This is a genomic window from Streptococcus mitis (assembly GCF_003944325.1).
GTDB lineage: Bacteria > Bacillota > Bacilli > Lactobacillales > Streptococcaceae > Streptococcus > Streptococcus mitis_CW.
Genome location: NZ_RJPX01000001.1, coordinates 134,987 through 151,299, shown reverse-complemented (window position 1 = coordinate 151,299; position 16,313 = coordinate 134,987). Strand labels below are relative to the sequence as shown.

The following is a 16,313-nucleotide window of genomic DNA, read 5'->3' as shown; positions in this document are numbered from 1 at the left end:
AGCCTTTCTAGTAAGAGCTCAGACAATTAACCGTTGGTCCGTTTGACAGAGTAAACTTCTGGCACACTCTTAATCTTGTCCACGACCGAAGTCAGTGTAGAGAGGTTGGCAATGCCGAAGGACACATGGATATTGGCAAATTTCATATCCTTGGTTGGTTGGGCGTTGACTGTTGATATATTCTTGGTTGTGTTTGAGAGAACTTGTAGTACATCGTTCAACAGTCCTGTACGGTTGAGACCGTAGATATCGATATGGGCCATATACTCCTTATTTGAGCTAGAGTACTGATCTTCCCATTCCACATCAAGGAGACGTTGCTCGTAGTTTTCTTGAGCCCGTAAGTTCATACAGTCCACACGGTGAATAGCCACACCACGCCCCTTGGTGATATAGCCGACAATATCATCACCAGGAACTGGATTACAGCACTTGGCAATTCGCACAAGGAGACCTGAGGCACCTTCAATGACCACACCACCCTCATGCTTGACCTTGAGGGTTTCTTTATTTTCAACCTTGACCTCGCCACCTTTAACAAGTTCTTCTGCTTCAGCCTTGGCCTTGGCACGTTCTTCCTCACGGCGTTCCTTTTCAGTCAGACGATTAAAGACAGTAATAGCACCGATTTCGCCAAAACCAATGGCCGCAAAGAGGGATTCTTCTGTCTTGTAGCTGGTCTTTTGTAGAACTTGGTCCATGTGGCGCTTGTCCATAAATTTATTGGCCACATAGCCATTTTCTTGGAACTGGGCCATCAACATCTCACGACCCTTGTTGACAGACAATTCCTTATCTTGATTTTTAAAGAACTGACGAATCTTGTTACGCGCCTTGCTGGTCTTGACCATATTGAGCCAATCACGGCTCGGTCCAAAGGAGTTCGGGTTGGTAACAATTTCAACCTGATCCCCTGTCTTGAGCTTGGTTGTCAGTGGAACCATGCGACCATTGACCTTGGCACCAGTCGCTTTTTCCCCGACTTTGGTATGGATTTCGTAGGCAAAGTCAATCGGTCCTGAATCTTTTGGAAGGGAACGGACAGCACCGTCTGGGGTAAAGACGTAAATCTCCTCTGCCAGATAGTTTTCCTTGACAGAGTCCACAAATTCCTTAGCATCATCGGCCTGGTCTTGGAGTTCCATCATCTCCTTGATCCAGTTCATCCCAATAGCTGATTCCTTGCTATTGACCTGCCCCTTGATGCCTTTCTTATAAGCCCAGTGAGCCGCAACCCCGTACTCAGCTACCTCGTGCATGGCCTTGGTCCGAATTTGGAATTCGATCGGGCCTTTTGGACCATAAACAGTCGTATGGATAGACTGGTAACCATTGGCCTTGCGGTTAGCGATGTAGTCCTTAAAGCGACCAGGCATGGGTTTCCAAAGCTCATGCACATAACCAAGCATGGCATAAACATCACTTTGGGTATCTAAAATACAACGAATGGCAATCAAATCATAGATTTCCTCAAACCGTTTTCTCTTATCCTGCATTTTACGGAAAATTGAGTAAATATGCTTGGGACGACCGTAAATCTTCCCTTTCAAGTGACGATCCGTCGTATAATTTTCTAATTTTGTGACCACCTCATCCACCAAGGCCTCACGCTCTCTGCGCTTTTCCTTCATCATATGGGTAATCTTATAAAACTCCGTAGGATTGAGATAACGGAAAGATAGGTCTTCCAATTCCCATTTGACACTGGAAATCCCCAAACGATGGGCAAGTGGGGCATAGATTTCCATAGTTTCTTTGGAAATGCGCTCCTGCTTGTCTTTTCGAAGGTGTTTAAGCGTCCGCATATTGTGCAAACGGTCTGACAGTTTGACCAAGATAACACGGATGTCCTCAGACATGGCCATAAGCATCTTGCGATGATTTTCAGCTAATTGCTCCTCGTGAGACTTGTATTTAACTTTACCAAGCTTGGTAACCCCATCTACGATTACCCGCACATCAGGACCAAACTCTCTTTCCAAATCATCCAAGGTCGCTTCTGTATCTTCTACCACGTCATGCAAGAAACCACAAGCTACCGTTACAGCATCCAGCTTGAGTTTGGCTAAAATACCTGCCACTTGGATAGGATGAATGATATAAGGTTCGCCAGATTTCCGATACTGGCCACTGTGGCATTCAACAGCATAGACCAAGGCCTTATGAACAAAAGCAACATCTTCTTTTGATAAATATTTTTGCGTTAAAGCGACAACCTCATCGCCTGTTAAATTCACTTCTTTTGGCATCTCTACTCTCCAATTCTTCCTACCATTTTATCACTTTTTTAAGAATATGAAAACTAGATTGGAACAGAATAAGAAAAAAATAATTCAGAATTGCTTGATAATTCTGAATTATTGGTCTATAATATATTACGAAGTTAGATTTAAAACTTAGGTGATAGAAGGAGAGATAGAAGAACGGAAACCATATTGTAACCCAAAGACTTTCTGACTTCCCCAATTCCATTGAAGATACGAAAAATAAACGGTGGAACTCGTGTCACATACACTGGTACCTTGACTGGATTTTGGAATTAAAAATCCTCAAGATACTTTCTTCTATCCTTTAGTTTATAAGGAGAACACCTATGAAAAAAACTGCTATTTCTATCTTTGCTCTCCTAGTGTTAGGAGTTAGCTGCCTGTTTCTATTCAGCCAGCAAAGCTATAAAAAAACAGTCGTTCAATACTATGCTAACGACCAGAACCTGCCCAATAGGATAAGTTATAGTGAATATAGCGATAAACGAGAAGCCAACTACGGTGGCACTCTAAACATCACATCCATCAAACAAGCTAATGACGGAGTTTATGCAACCTATGAAGGGCAATTGACACCTCTCCAATATTGATAAATTGATAACCAGCCTGTCTTCATCTAGTCATGCTGGTTTTTAAGTTCATCCTAAATGCTTACCTATTTTCCCCAACTGTGCTATACTTATCTTAGTACATTCTTTGAGATTGGAGTCAATATGAAAATCCATAAAACTGTGAATCCCGTTGCCTATGAAAACACCTATTACCTAGAAGGTGAAAAGCACCTCATCGTCGTTGATCCTGGTAGCCATTGGGAAGCCATTCGTCAGACCATCGAGAAGATCAACAAACCGATCTGTGCCATTCTATTGACCCACGCCCATTATGACCATATCATGAGTCTGGACTTGGTTCGCGAGACTTTTGGCAATCCTCCTGTCTATATCGCAGAGAGTGAAGCTAACTGGCTCTATACTCCTGTCGATAATCTCTCTGGTCTCCCTCGTCATGATGATATGGCAGATGTGATCGCAGAACCTGCTGAACACACCTTTATCTTTCATAAGGAATATCAACTGGAGGAATTTCGTTTCACTGTCTTGCCAACACCAGGTCACTCTATCGGTGGCGTTTCTATCGTCTTTCCGCAAGCTCATTTGGTCTTGACAGGTGATGCTCTATTCCGTGAAACAATCGGACGGACGGACCTTCCGACTGGTAGCATGGAGCAACTCCTCCATAGTATCCAGACCCAACTTTTCACCCTACCAAACTACGATGTCTATCCAGGACATGGTCCAGCTACAACCATCGCTCACGAAAAAACTTTCAATCCTTTTTTCTAGAAAGATGATGATAATCGAAATTTAAGTAAACTATAGCAGTTTGACGTTAGAATAGTACAACATGGCTTCTAATTCATTTTTCTAAATTACTTTCAATTTTCCAATCGATTTATTCAGATTTTATTTCATCTCACTATATTTATACTATTTTAGAATTATAAAAAACGCATAATATCAGATGTAGAAAATTTGATATTATGCGTTTTATCATGAAAAGATTTTCTAAATCATCTCCTCAAATTGATTTTTTCACAGTCTAAAATAATTGATAGATAAACTATGAATTGGAGTTATTCTGACTCCTTACGAAAGCTAAATAATCCAGCAGTTAGAGTTAACATTCCAAATAGGGTGGCGAGAATTGAGTTATTTTCTCCAGTATTTGGCAAAATCTTAGCTACTTGTTTCGAAATAGTTTCAGTCTTAGTTGCTAACGGCTCAGCTTGAGTTTTTGTACTATTTACGTCATTTCCTTTTTGTTCCGTATTACTACTATTTACAACTGGAACAGGAGTTGTACTACCTCCGTTATCGCGGCTTGCGGCAACTTTAAAAGTCATAGCATAGATACTAAAGTGGTTAGTTTCAAAAGTCACCTTATCGGCATTTTGTTTGAAATCAAGCGCAAACAAGCTGCCGTTTTGATTCACGTAGTAAACATTTTCCACTGGCTGGTTTGCCAACACGCTAACCGTAACCCAGCCGTTTGGCTGAATAGCCTTGCCTCTCGCGTCATACAGATGAATGTCGAAGGCCTTGTATTTTTTTGATTCAAGTGAATTCGACTTGGTTTCTTCTACCCTGATATATCTGACATTTTTGAGTGTTGCTTCTGAACCATATACTTGAACGTTTCCAGCTATGCTCGAAAGAACACGAGTATTGTTTGGGATGGCTGGATTAAGCGTAGGCGTTACGGGAGTTGTCGGTGTTATTGGAGCAACTGGTGTAACTGGATTTACAGGATTTTCACTTGGCTTGACTTCTGGTTTTGCTTGGTCGGCTGGTTTTTCGGTGTGGTTCTTAAATAAGAAAACGTAAGTTTGATAAACTTCTGCGTATAGACCAAACTCTCCCACGCTTCTTCCTCTCTCATTTAGCTGATAACGGTGATAAAGTGGTGTTAACTGCCTATTTTTCGAAAATTGATAGACTTCCACATCATTGTCTTCTTTTTTAGTGCGGAAAACCATATAACCTTGACCTGTGATGTTAGTGTTTTTGTTTAGTTCAACATGTCCTGTTTTTCCATCAAAAATACCTGTATAAATTGTATACGCTTCATAGTTTCTACCTTCCAACTCTGGAATTTTCACTCGAATCGGACGCATAAATATATCGCTTTTCAACAATTCTTCACGAGAAAATTCCCTCCCATTTTCTTCTAAATACCTATTCCCACTGCCCCAAAAAAAAGTTAATCTTGGTTTGTTATTGATAAAATCTTTTTCAGCAGTCCATATTCCATTGATAGGAGTTTCCTTCATATCACTGATAGGAAGTGGTGCTACAATATCTGCGTAGGTAACAACAGGGTGTTCATGAACGCTTCCGTCACGTAGATGCCATCTTCTCACTGGTTTTCTGTTATTTTCCTGCGGTTGCTCTGCTGGTTTAACTTCAGGTTTTACTTGCTCAGCTGGTTTTTCAGAAGAACTTGGATTCTCACTTGGCTTCTCTGCTGGTTGCACTGGCTTAGCAGGTTGTGGTTTATCAGCTGGCTTAACCTCTGGTTGAGGGGTTTCTACTGGTTTTGAAGTTGGAACGGGCGTTTCAGCAGATTTATTTTCAATCGGCTTGTTCTCAGCTGGTTTTACTGGCTGAGTAGGCTGTCGTTGCTCTGTAGGTTTAACCTCTGGTTGAGGGGTTTCTGCTGGTTTTGGAGTTGGAACAGGTGTTTCAGCAGGTTTATTTTCAACCGGCTTGTTCTCTGCTGGTTGCACTGGCTTAGCAGGTTGTGGTTTATCAGCTGGCTTAACCTCTGGTTGAGGGGTTTCTGCTGGTTTTGGAGTTGGAGTTGGATTTTCAACCGGCTTGTTTTCAGCTGGTTTTGGCTGCACAGTTGGTTCAACTGTCTCCGCTGGTTTCGAAATTCCAGCAGGTTTTTCCATTTCCGCTGGTTGCGGATCTTTCGGTGTTGGTTTTTCTTCTACTGGTTTATTTTTAGTATAAATAAAATAGTAGCGAAAAAGCTCGTCTCCTTTACCATTTTTGTAGCCGGAACCACGCAATGCATAAGCTGCATCATAACTAACTCTGACAACTTTTGGATCTGGGTCGATATCTGGATGGTCTGCAGCTGATTTTACGACGTGGCTAAAAGTGTAGTCGGAGAATTTTTTTGCTGTTAGTATTCCATCTGCACTATCTCTATCAGTATCGAAATTTAACGAGACAACTGTTGCATATTTTGGAACATCAATTCTTGATTCAGTAGTGTATCCATGCTCCTTGACACGATCAGCATCTAAGAAATCTGCTTGGATTCTGTATGTTCGACGAGTCGAGTCTACTAAAGTAGGAAAACCTTGCCCATTTGTTCCAGGAACTGGTGTTGCTAAAAATTTGTCTAAATCTATTCCACCAAGCGCATAAAATTTTCGATTAGCTTCACGTCGAATTTTGTCGTTCTCTTCTTTAGTCATAGACATAACTGCGCCAGCTTTGTATGCTAAATCTTCTACCTCTTTTTTCTTCATCTCCTCAGGATTTGTTAGAGGATGTTCTGGCTCAGGAGTCTCGATTAGCAGACCTGGCTCAGGGAGTTGGTTGCTTGGATCGACATTGTATTTTTTCTCGATCTCAGCATTTTTCTTGTCCTCTGCGATAGCCTCATCTGTTCCGTTTGCAAGAACATTGCCCTCGGTCGAAGGTTTTTCGACAGGTGCGGGCTCTTCTACCGGCTTTTCAGCAGGTTTCGAAACTTCTTTGCCTGGCTTTGGCTTAGCAATTGGATCGAGCATACTGAAATCAACCCAGCTACCATTAGGTTTTGGTGCAGGTGTTGGTTGAGTAGTGTTAGGTCTAGCAGCAGCATTTGGCTGCGGCGCAACGTTTTCTTCGGCACGCACCAAAGTTGGCACGGCAGCACTAAGAGTGACAGCAGAGAAAGTGACAATACCTAGTTTAGTTAGTTTATTCATAATTTTTCCTCCTCAGGAATATATAATTGCCTTTTTAGGCTTATAAAATAACAAAATCAACTTCCTTTCAAGATCACAAAAGCAAAATTTTGAGCCAACTCATTATCTAAACATTTAATGTTCTTGATAGAAGCCTTAAATGAACCTTCATCCATTAACTGAACAATACAGCTATTACACTATTACATATCTTAATAATTTTTAAATTTTTAACGGTCGTTAATCGAAACAATTTTACGGCTTTATTCTACCATTTTTCCCTGTTTTTAGCAATGATTTTCCGTTTTTTTTGACGATTGTTCGCCACTTTATTACGTTCTAACACTTTATATAGGGTTGATGTAGAAATTTGTTCAGCTTTTGCAATATTACGTATGCTTATATTTGAATGTAGATATTTGTTAAGTATCCGCTCCTCCTTTTCTTTTGAAATCCGTTTTGCTCCTAATCTAACACCATTTTCCTTAGCTTTTCGAAGTCCTTCTTTTGTACGAAACCTCAGATTTTCCAGCTCATTTTCTGCCACAAATCCTAAAATAATGCAAAGTAACCTGCCAATAAGAGAATCTGTTTCTAGTTTTTCATGCAAACTGACTAGATGAATATTAGATTCATTAAATAGTTTAATAAGTTCTAGCAACTTAAACATAGATCGAGTCAATCTATCTAACTTATAGATAGTGAAAGTAACCTGCTTGCCATCTTTCGAAAAGTCAGAGGCCAGTTTTAAGGCTTTTGTGAGTTCAGGACGAGTGTTATTTGCACCAGATTCCTTTTCTATAAAAAGTTTATCGCAATGTTTGAGAGCTTCGATTTGCACTTTCAATCCTAGGTCTTGCTTATGAGTAGATACACGGGCGTAGCCTATGTTGATAGTCTTTTGAGACATAAAAAATCCTCCTGTTATCTTGATACAGAGGGATATTTTACTATGAATTTTAAAATAAGAAAAGACTTCAATTTCATAATCCCTATGAACTACACCCCAAAAGCTAGATTATTCTATCTAACTTTTTAGGGTGTACATAGATAGGGAAGGTATAATGATAGGAGTTTTACTTGTCTCTTTACATTACCAAATAATCACGCGCTCTTCTGGTGAACGCCACATACCGTCACCTTCTTTGACATCATAAGTTGTAAAGAAATCATCGAAGTTTGGTACTTGTACATTGACACGGAGTTTGGCTGGTGCGTGTACATCGACGCTAGCCAAGAGTTTCATAAATTCTGGTCGACCTTTCATGCGCCAGATACGACCGAAGTTGTAGAAGAATTCTTCTGCTGAGAAGTCTGGTTCTCTCTTAGCTGCTTCAAGCGCTGCAGCGATTCCTCCCAAGTCAGCCACGTTCTCTGACACAGTCAATTTACCGTTAATGGTTGCTCCATAAGAATCCTGTCCATCAAATTGGTCAATAACTTTTTGTGTTTTCTCCTTGAAGGCAGCATAGTCGCTCTCTGTCCACCAATCCTTTAGACTACCATTTTCATCGAAGGAAGCTCCGTTGGTGTCAAAGGCGTGGGAAATTTCATGGGCAATAACCGCCCCGATACCCCCGTAGTTAGCAGAAGATGACTGATGCAAGTCATAGAAAGGTGCTTGTAAAATAGCCGCTGGGAAGACAATCAGGTTCTTCTGTGGATTGTAGTAAGCATTGACCATATGAGCAGGCATACCCCATTCCTTATAGTCTACAGGTTGGTTCCACTTGCTCCAACTGTGCTTGATTTCCACACGCGCAAAGGCTAGAGCATTGTCAAAAAGACTAGCATTTTCATTTACTACTTTGTCCTTATAACGTTCTGGCAATTCTTCTGGGTAACCGATATAAGGCTTGATGACATTGAGTTTGACGATGGCCTTGTCACGAGTTTCAGGAGTCAGCCAGTCATTTTTAGCCAAACGTTCCTTATAGACATCAATCATAGTTGCCACTTTTTTCTCCACGTCTGCCTTGGCTTCTGGGGAGAATTTTTCATGGGCATACCAGAGACCCAATGCTTGTTTGAATGGACCTTGTGCTAGCTGGTAGGCAGCTTTAACCTTGTCTTTGGCTTCTGGAACTCCAGATAGCGCACGGCTGTAAGCACCTGACAAGACACGGATTTCTTCTGTTAAATAGCTAGTTGAGAGATTGACAACACTCAAAATCAAGGTTGCCTTGAGGAGAGGCCAAGCTTCTTCACTATAGAATTGGTCTGCTGCTTGCCAGAAGCGTTCCTCGTCTACAATAACCTTGTCTGGTACTTGTCCAAGAACGGCTTGGAAGAAGTCATCCAAAGGTAGGGCAGGTGCGAATTTTTTGAAATCTTCGTAAGCATATGGATGGTAGAGTTTAGCATATTCTGAACTTTCTTCATTAGAGAGAACTACTGCCGCAACTCGACGGTCCAATTCTAGTCTTTTCTCTAGCAAGTCTTCAATTTCTTCATTAGAGAAATCATAAGCCTTGAGGAGATTTGCGCTGGTTTCTTTCCACAAAGTCAAGAGTTCCTCACGTTGAGGATGGTCTTCTGCATAGTAGGTCGTATCTGGCAAAATCGTGCTTGGAGCGCTAGCCCATAGAACATTAATTCTAGCATCCATAAAGTCTGGCGATACACCAAAAGGAAGGAAGTTCGGTTTTCCATCAAGCTCAAATTCTGCTAGTTTAGCTGTAAAATCCTCAAAAGTCTCCAATTCTTGGAATTCTTTAAGAAGTGGCAAAACAGGTGTGATACCGTCAGCTTCTCTCTTGTCAAAATCACGAACTAGGCGGTGGTATTTGACAAAGTTTGCCAAGATAGCATCCTCAGGAACCTCTTCTCCCGCCAACCACTTGTCTGTTGTCGTCAGCATCAGGTCTTCAATTTCTTGGTCTAAATCAACAAAACCTCCTGTTTGAGACTTATCTGCTGGGATTTCAGCTGTCTTCTGCCATTCTCCATTGATTGCATCATAAAAATCATCTTGATAACGTGTCATCTTGTTCTCGCTTTCATTTGTACTTGTTTTTAGCTTAACAAAAATTACCTGGGAATGCAATTAAAATACAAGATTAAAAGAACTTAAATATTTTACTGTTAATATTTTAATTTTTTGAAAAATTAACTTGACTTAATTTTTTTTTTAAGGTATATTAAGAGTAAGGAGGAATACAAGTTTATGATACGTATCGAAAACCTCAGTGTCTCCTACAAAGAAACGTTGGCACTTAAGGATATTTCACTAGTGCTCCAAGGACCAACAATTACCGGAATCATTGGTCCAAACGGTGCTGGAAAATCAACATTATTAAAAGGTATGCTGGGAATTATCCCACATCAAGGTCAGGCATTTCTCGATGACAAGGAAGTTAAAAAATCCTTACACCGAATTGCCTATGTCGAACAAAAAATCAATATCGACTACAACTTTCCCATCAAGGTCAAGGAATGTGTCTCACTAGGACTCTTTCCCTCTATTCCTCTCTTTCGCAGTTTAAATGCTAAACATTGGAAAAAAGTAGAGGAAGCCCTTGAAATCGTCGGCTTAGCCGACTATGCTGAACGTCAAATCAGTCAACTGTCTGGAGGTCAATTCCAGCGGGTCTTGATTGCCAGATGTTTGGTACAGGAAGCCGACTATATCCTCTTGGATGAACCTTTTGTTGGGATTGATTCTGTCAGTGAGGAAATCATCATGAATACGCTGAGAGATTTGAAAAAAGCTGGTAAGACGGTTCTCATCGTTCACCACGACCTCAGCAAGGTTCCCCACTACTTCGATCAAGTCTTACTTGTCAATCGAGAAGTGATCGCCTTTGGTCCGACCAAAGAAACCTTTACCGAAACCAATCTCAAAGAAGCTTACGGTAATCGACTCTTTTTCAATGGAGGTGACCTATGATTGCAGAATTTATAGATGGATTGCAAAAATTCCATTTCCTACAAAATGCCTTGATAACAGCCATTGTCGTCGGGGTCGTAGCTGGAGCTGTGGGATGTTTCATCATCCTACGCGGGATGTCACTCATGGGAGATGCCATTTCACATGCTGTCTTGCCAGGGGTAGCCCTCTCCTTTATCTTGGGCCTTGACTTCTTTGTCGGAGCCATTGTCTTTGGATTGCTAGCTGCTATCATCATTACCTATATCAAGGGAAACTCGATTATCAAAAGCGATACCGCCATCGGCATTACCTTTTCTTCTTTCTTAGCCCTCGGTATCATCTTGATTAGTGTCGCTAAAAGTTCAACTGACCTTTTCCATATCCTTTTTGGTAATATCCTAGCCGTCCAAGATACGGATATGTTTATTACTATGGGTGTGGGGGCAGCCATTCTCTTGTTAATCTGGATTTTCTTCAAGCAACTCTTGATCACTTCCTTTGATGAACTCTTGGCTAAAGCCATGGGAATGCCTGTCAATTTCTATCACTACCTTCTCATGGTACTCCTGACTCTCGTGTCTGTGACAGCCATGCAAAGTGTCGGAACTATCCTGATTGTAGCCATGCTGATTACCCCAGCGGCAACTGCTTATCTGTATGCTAATAGCCTGAAAAGCATGATTTTCCTTTCCTCAACCTTTGGAGCGACAGCTTCAGTTTTGGGACTCTTTATCGGCTATAGCTTTAACGTTGCGGCAGGTTCTAGTATTGTGCTTACAGCCGCTAGTTTCTTTCTCATTAGCTTCTTTATCGCTCCAAAACAACGATATTTGAAACTGAAAAATAAACATTTGTTAAAATAAGGGGCAAAACCCCAATAAATTGGAGGATCTAATGAAAAAATTAGGTACATTACTCGTTCTCTTTCTTTCCGTCATTGCTCTTGTAGCATGTGCTAGCGGAAAAAAAGATGCAGCTTCTGGTCAAAAACTAAAAGTTGTTGCTACAAACTCAATCATCGCTGATATTACTAAAAATATTGCTGGTGACAAGATTGATCTTCACAGTATCGTTCCTGTTGGTCAAGACCCACACGAATACGAACCACTTCCTGAAGACGTCAAGAAAACTTCTCAAGCTGATTTGATTTTCTATAACGGTATCAACCTTGAAACAGGTGGCAATGCTTGGTTTACAAAATTGGTAGAAAATGCTAAGAAAACTGAAAACAAAGACTACTTTGCAGTCAGCGAAGGCGTTGATGTTATCTACCTTGAAGGCCAAAACGAAAAAGGTAAAGAAGACCCACACGCTTGGCTCAACCTTGAAAACGGTATGATCTTTGCTAAAAATATCGCAAAACAATTGAGCGCTAAAGACCCTAGCAACAAGGAATTCTACGAAAAAAATCTCAAAGAATATACTGAAAAGCTAGATAAGCTTGACAAGGAAGCTAAAGCTAAATTCGACAATATCCCTGCTGAGAAGAAATTGATCGTAACCAGCGAAGGATGCTTCAAATACTTCTCTAAAGCCTATGGTGTCCCAAGTGCCTACATCTGGGAAATCAATACTGAAGAAGAAGGAACACCTGACCAAATCAAGACCTTGGTTGAAAAACTTCGCCAAACAAAAACTCCTTCACTCTTTGTAGAATCAAGCGTGGATGACCGTCCAATGAAAACTGTTTCTCAAGACACAAACATCCCAATCTACGCACAAATCTTTACTGACTCTATCGCAGAACAAGGTAAAGAAGGCGACAGCTACTACAACATGATGAAATACAACCTTGACAAGATTGCTGAAGGATTGGCAAAATAATCCTCTGAAAAACGTCATTCTTTTCCGAATTGACGTTTTTTCTATGCCCACATTTCCAGTCAAATCATTGGAAAATTCTGACCGTTTTAGCTAAAATGGAAGAAAAAAGATTGGAGTATCCTATGGTAACTTTTCTCGGAAATCCTGTGAGCTTTACAGGTAAACAACTACAAGTCGGCGACAAAGCTCTTGATTTTTCACTCACTACAACAGACCTTTCTAAAAAATCTCTGACTGATTTTGATGGCAAGAAAAAAGTCTTGAGTGTCGTGCCTTCTATCGATACAGGCATCTGCTCAACTCAAACGCGTCGTTTTAATGAAGAATTGGCTGGACTGGATAATACAGTTGTCTTGACTGTTTCCATGGACCTCCCTTTTGCCCAAAAACGTTGGTGTGGTGCTGAAGGTATTGAAAATGCCATCATGCTCTCAGACTATTTCGACCATTCCTTTGGACGTGATTACGCTCTCTTAATTAATGAATGGCACCTATTGGCACGCGCAGTCTTTGTCCTCGATACTGACAATACAATTCGCTACGTTGAATACGTGGACAATATCAACTCTGAACCAAACTTCGAAGCCGCAATTGCAGCTGCTAAAGCTCTATAGAAAAAATCCTCTGTCACAAAGAGTTCCTGCTCTTTGAAACGGAGGATTTTTCTTATTCTTTAATTATTGTTTATTTTGAAATGAATCCTTCAAAATCTTTTAGTTGAAAATTATATTTTTCAGTGAGTAACACATTATCCACTGCAACATCTTCTCCCAATGGGTAAATATTTCTTTTGAAACGGTTGTAGGAGGAAAATCTCTCCTACACTATTATTGATTCTGAGAGAAAATTGCAAAATATCATCTACCAAACTTTCAATTATTAAGATTTTTTGTAGTTTATCTGAATTAGAATCGCAAGGCTTCTCAATAATATAATTGTCGAATTTTTTCATTCTAACTTCCTCTCCACTATTTCTTCCTTTATCAAGAAAAAGTTACCTCAATATTAATAAAGTACAATTCTAAATCAACTCCAATTATTGATTCATGATAATATTTCAGTAACTCATCGTGCAATTAAAAACAAGGATTTTTATTTCAGACGATCCATCGTGAACACTTCATCAGCCATCTCCCAAATTGCCGGATTATGTGTTGCGATAATGATTAGCCTATTATCATCTCGAAGAGATAGCAAAATCTCCATAATCAACTGAGAGGTTGCTGGGTCTATTGAAGCTGTTGGCTCATCTGCCAGAATAAGGGGTGGATTCTTTAAGATAACTTTTGCCAAGGCAACCCGTTGCGATTCTCCGCCCGATAACTCAAAGATGCGCTTATCTAGGTCAAGATAAGCCAGGCCAACCTGTTCTAAAGCCTGCTTCTGCCTCAACCGCTGTTCCGACCGACTCAACTTTTGACCAATGAGACCTAGCTTAAGGTTTTCTTCAATACTTTGGTTTTCAATTAAGCCAAAGTTCTGGAAGAGGTAGCCCAATTCGTGACGGAAAAAATCACTCGATTTATAATTGGCCAAGTCTTTACCTCGGTAAAAAATCGTCCCATCATAAGATTCTAATTTCCCAATCATGTTCATCAAGGTTGTTTTTCCGCTACCACTGGAACCAATTAAGGCATAGACTTTTCCAGCCTCAAATGTCATTGAAAGATTCGAAAATAACTCTCGTTCTCCAAAAGATTTACTTACCTGTTTAAGTTCAATCATATTAACCTCCCTTCAAAACAAGCATAGACATCTTGTTTTCTTTCTGCATTTGGACATGTAATTGTAAAAGAGATAGACCAGTAAAGAGTAACGAGACTAAGAAAGCAACTACTATCTCTACCATAAGAAATACACTCGCAACAAATCCCAGTAAAAACACACCCAGTTGAGCAAAGAGATAAGTGCGATGGATTTCTAAGAACCTGAGACCTGCAATGCGTTTGATAAAAATGGCACGTCTAAATTCTTCAAAGTAGAGCCTATTCATAGTGTTAAACAACAAGATTGAAGTTGCAATCCCAAGCACAGCTCCTGCTAGCATTACCCAACGTTCCCTCTGGATATTATCCAATAATGTGATGTAGTTGTGGTAACCTGTTTGCATTTCTGAGACCCAATTTTCAATGCCTTGTTTCTGGATAAGCTCCTGGGCATCAGACAATTGATTAAAGAGAACGTAGTTCTGTACTGCGTCTACCCAAAACACAATGGACTGTGGACCAGTTGATTGGGGTGTTATAACAATGATGATTGGATCTTTCAAAAACTGCTGGTAAGAAATAGGGGTCGTATTATACACAAAACGATCCTGACCTGATTCCAAATAACCTACCGTAGCAGTCATTTGCTGTCGTTCATCTCGACTAGACATGCGACTGGTTAAGTCGTCTTCAAAAACAGATTTATAATGTTCTTCCTCTGAACGGAGGTGTTCAGGCAGCAATAAGACAAACTCCCCTACATCAAGGTGATTCATCTTTTGCTCAATAGTTGTATCTACAGGAATATTTTGACGCTCCAAGTATTGCGGTGTGACGATAAGGACATTGCCATTCGGGCTGTAATCATGCCATTCTGTAGAGGTTATAAAGTTTTTGGAGGAAGCCATGCCATTTTGCAAAGTACGGTCAATTAACTGGTGTCTAGATAAGAAAGCCTTTTGTTCTGAAACAGCCAGATCCATCAATTGATACCAAGTTCTGAGTTTCCTTTGAGCTTGTTCATCAAAACCAGGACTCGTTCCTTCACGGCTGATTGATAGGGTAATCAGTTGCCTTTCCTGGCTCCAAGCCTCTTGTCCAATCCGATGCTGTTGCCAGGCTTGGGAATACTTTAAGCTACTCCCTATTCCCAGCGTTACAATAATAATCGCTAATAGTTGACCGATTAAAATCAAACTAATGACTCCTCTGACAGGCACTTGCTCTTTTATAATCTGCATCAGGTGTATCTTTTTTATCCCAACAGCGAAGAGTTGAGCGAAAAACAGGGAGATCGACAACAAGATGAGATTATAACTGAGCAAGCCTTCTCCTATGGTCATTAGGGATTGCGTTGGAAGCGACAGAATTTTTTGCATAAGAATGGCGAGCACGCCAGCTAAACTGAAACCAACAGCTATCCCTTTCAAATCCTCACCAACTGGTCTAAGGAAAATGGACCACCGTTTCTCTCCTGAAATGAGGCGAATGCCCGACGACCGTAATTGGCTAATTTGACTAATTAAAGTCAGTGCTCCAAAGGTTAAGATGAAAATCAATAGACTGATTAACTGAAATCCGTTACTAAAGATAGCCATTAACGTAGATAGTTTAGATGGAATTGTCAGGTGCATGTTAGTCAAGCCAAGTTGACTTAGCTCCTCCTTTAGCAAGTGAATATCTAGGTGTCCATCGAATACAAAATAGTTTGTTTCAACACTACTACTTTGAGCATCTTCTAGTTTTTTTCCTGTAGCCCATCAGGCAACTTTCCGTTCCCAAAGGTCGTATAAGAAAAAACTGTAGTACCTTCTGAGTTAGGATCTTGGTGTTGAATCGCAATAAAGCTATCCGTTTCTTCTGCTAGTTTTTCCAAGCGTGTAGCAACATGTTGAAAAGTTGTTTCAGGGGAAGAATCACGTACAACAACGTTGGGGTAATAATGGGAGACATATGTATCAGTCCAAATGGTAAATACCCAAACAAAGAACAAACTAGCAAGCAGGTTGGATATGAGTATAAATAATTTTTTCATAGTGCATTCCTTATTCTAAAACAGAGGGCAGAAATATCCCTGCTCTCTATAAACTAACAAGCTTACTAAACTATTGATAAAAGAATCTTCTTCAATTATTCTTTACCATCCCGCATCAAATCTAAATTTTAACATATTATTACTC

At 40.4% G+C, this 16,313-nt stretch carries 11 protein-coding genes and 2 pseudogenes; 6 read left to right on the top strand and 7 right to left on the bottom strand.

Features of this window, described 5'->3' with window-relative positions; all coding sequences use genetic code 11:
* Window positions 1-26: 26 nt before the first annotated feature.
* Window positions 27-2,249: a RelA/SpoT family protein gene (locus D8787_RS00755; RefSeq protein WP_125420120.1), complete on the bottom strand. Its 2,223-nt coding sequence runs from the start codon at window positions 2,247-2,249 to the stop codon at window positions 27-29.
* Between the two features lie 344 nt (window positions 2,250-2,593).
* On the opposite strand from D8787_RS00755, the gene D8787_RS00750 reads away from it, so the two are divergent.
* Window positions 2,594-2,857 carry a hypothetical protein gene (locus tag D8787_RS00750; protein WP_049521217.1) on the top strand — a complete coding sequence of 88 codons (264 nt, stop codon included), beginning with the start codon at window positions 2,594-2,596 and terminating at the stop codon, window positions 2,855-2,857.
* Window positions 2,858-2,980: 123 nt separating this feature from the next.
* Entirely contained in the window at window positions 2,981-3,610 is a 630-nt protein-coding gene (locus D8787_RS00745; RefSeq protein WP_125420118.1) for an MBL fold metallo-hydrolase, read from the top strand.
* Between the two features lie 290 nt (window positions 3,611-3,900).
* Here D8787_RS00745 and D8787_RS00740 read toward each other — a convergent pair whose 3' ends face one another.
* The 3 genes from D8787_RS00740 to pepO all read right to left on the bottom strand — a co-directional run bounded on the left by D8787_RS00740 (window position 3,901) and on the right by pepO (window position 9,718).
* Complete coding sequence (locus tag D8787_RS00740; RefSeq protein ID WP_260471366.1) at window positions 3,901-6,753, bottom strand: LPXTG cell wall anchor domain-containing protein; 2,853 nt, start codon at window positions 6,751-6,753, stop codon at window positions 3,901-3,903.
* Window positions 6,754-7,000: 247 nt separating this feature from the next.
* A complete protein-coding gene (locus D8787_RS00735) occupies window positions 7,001-7,642 on the bottom strand; it encodes a recombinase family protein (RefSeq protein ID WP_125420116.1) in 642 nt (213 codons plus the stop codon).
* Between the two features lie 183 nt (window positions 7,643-7,825).
* Window positions 7,826-9,718: an endopeptidase PepO gene (gene pepO / locus D8787_RS00730; RefSeq protein WP_125420114.1), complete on the bottom strand. Its 1,893-nt coding sequence runs from the start codon at window positions 9,716-9,718 to the stop codon at window positions 7,826-7,828.
* A gap of 180 nt (window positions 9,719-9,898) precedes the next feature.
* Here pepO and D8787_RS00725 point away from each other — a divergent pair, with 180 nt between their 5' ends.
* The 4 genes from D8787_RS00725 to tpx all read left to right on the top strand — a co-directional run bounded on the left by D8787_RS00725 (window position 9,899) and on the right by tpx (window position 13,041).
* Window positions 9,899-10,621 carry a metal ABC transporter ATP-binding protein gene (locus tag D8787_RS00725; RefSeq protein WP_042900562.1) on the top strand — a complete coding sequence of 241 codons (723 nt, stop codon included), beginning with the start codon at window positions 9,899-9,901 and terminating at the stop codon, window positions 10,619-10,621.
* A complete protein-coding gene (locus tag D8787_RS00720; protein WP_050971295.1) occupies window positions 10,618-11,466 on the top strand; it encodes a metal ABC transporter permease in 849 nt (282 codons plus the stop codon). The genes D8787_RS00725 and D8787_RS00720 overlap by 4 nt, the downstream gene beginning before the upstream one ends.
* A gap of 31 nt (window positions 11,467-11,497) precedes the next feature.
* The gene (locus D8787_RS00715) at window positions 11,498-12,427 is read left to right on the top strand and encodes a metal ABC transporter substrate-binding protein (RefSeq protein ID WP_033683280.1); all 930 of its coding nucleotides are present in this window, start codon (window positions 11,498-11,500) and stop codon (window positions 12,425-12,427) included.
* Between the two features lie 122 nt (window positions 12,428-12,549).
* Complete coding sequence (tpx, locus tag D8787_RS00710; RefSeq protein ID WP_077804839.1) at window positions 12,550-13,041, top strand: thiol peroxidase; 492 nt, start codon at window positions 12,550-12,552, stop codon at window positions 13,039-13,041.
* A 179-nt stretch (window positions 13,042-13,220) separates the two neighbouring features.
* Here tpx and D8787_RS00705 read toward each other — a convergent pair.
* The 3 genes and pseudogenes from D8787_RS00705 to D8787_RS00695 form a co-directional block, all read right to left on the bottom strand.
* Window positions 13,221-13,379: pseudogene (locus D8787_RS00705) on the bottom strand (competence protein ComA); the annotation flags it as partial.
* Between the two features lie 140 nt (window positions 13,380-13,519).
* The gene (locus D8787_RS00700) at window positions 13,520-14,152 is read right to left on the bottom strand and encodes an ABC transporter ATP-binding protein (RefSeq protein WP_000571434.1); all 633 of its coding nucleotides are present in this window, start codon (window positions 14,150-14,152) and stop codon (window positions 13,520-13,522) included.
* A gap of 1 nt (window position 14,153) precedes the next feature.
* Window positions 14,154-16,168 (bottom strand): annotated as a pseudogene (locus tag D8787_RS00695) (bacteriocin-associated integral membrane family protein).
* Window positions 16,169-16,313 lie beyond the last annotated feature (145 nt).

Excerpts from the sequence above, each read along its gene's own strand:
- D8787_RS00715 (WP_033683280.1), top strand. The coding sequence starts at position 11,498 with ATGAAAAAATTAGGTACATTACTCGTTCTCTTTCTTTCCGTCATTGCT.
- tpx (WP_077804839.1), top strand. The coding sequence starts at position 12,550 with ATGGTAACTTTTCTCGGAAATCCTGTGAGCTTTACAGGTAAACAACTA.
- D8787_RS00720 (WP_050971295.1), top strand. The coding sequence starts at position 10,618 with ATGATTGCAGAATTTATAGATGGATTGCAAAAATTCCATTTCCTACAA.
- D8787_RS00735 (WP_125420116.1), bottom strand. The coding sequence starts at position 7,642 with ATGTCTCAAAAGACTATCAACATAGGCTACGCCCGTGTATCTACTCAT.
- D8787_RS00755 (WP_125420120.1), bottom strand. The coding sequence starts at position 2,249 with ATGCCAAAAGAAGTGAATTTAACAGGCGATGAGGTTGTCGCTTTAACG.
- pepO (WP_125420114.1), bottom strand. The coding sequence starts at position 9,718 with ATGACACGTTATCAAGATGATTTTTATGATGCAATCAATGGAGAATGG.
- D8787_RS00745 (WP_125420118.1), top strand. The coding sequence starts at position 2,981 with ATGAAAATCCATAAAACTGTGAATCCCGTTGCCTATGAAAACACCTAT.
- D8787_RS00740 (WP_260471366.1), bottom strand. The coding sequence starts at position 6,753 with ATGAATAAACTAACTAAACTAGGTATTGTCACTTTCTCTGCTGTCACT.
- D8787_RS00700 (WP_000571434.1), bottom strand. The coding sequence starts at position 14,152 with ATGATTGAACTTAAACAGGTAAGTAAATCTTTTGGAGAACGAGAGTTA.
- D8787_RS00750 (WP_049521217.1), top strand. The coding sequence starts at position 2,594 with ATGAAAAAAACTGCTATTTCTATCTTTGCTCTCCTAGTGTTAGGAGTT.
- D8787_RS00725 (WP_042900562.1), top strand. The coding sequence starts at position 9,899 with ATGATACGTATCGAAAACCTCAGTGTCTCCTACAAAGAAACGTTGGCA.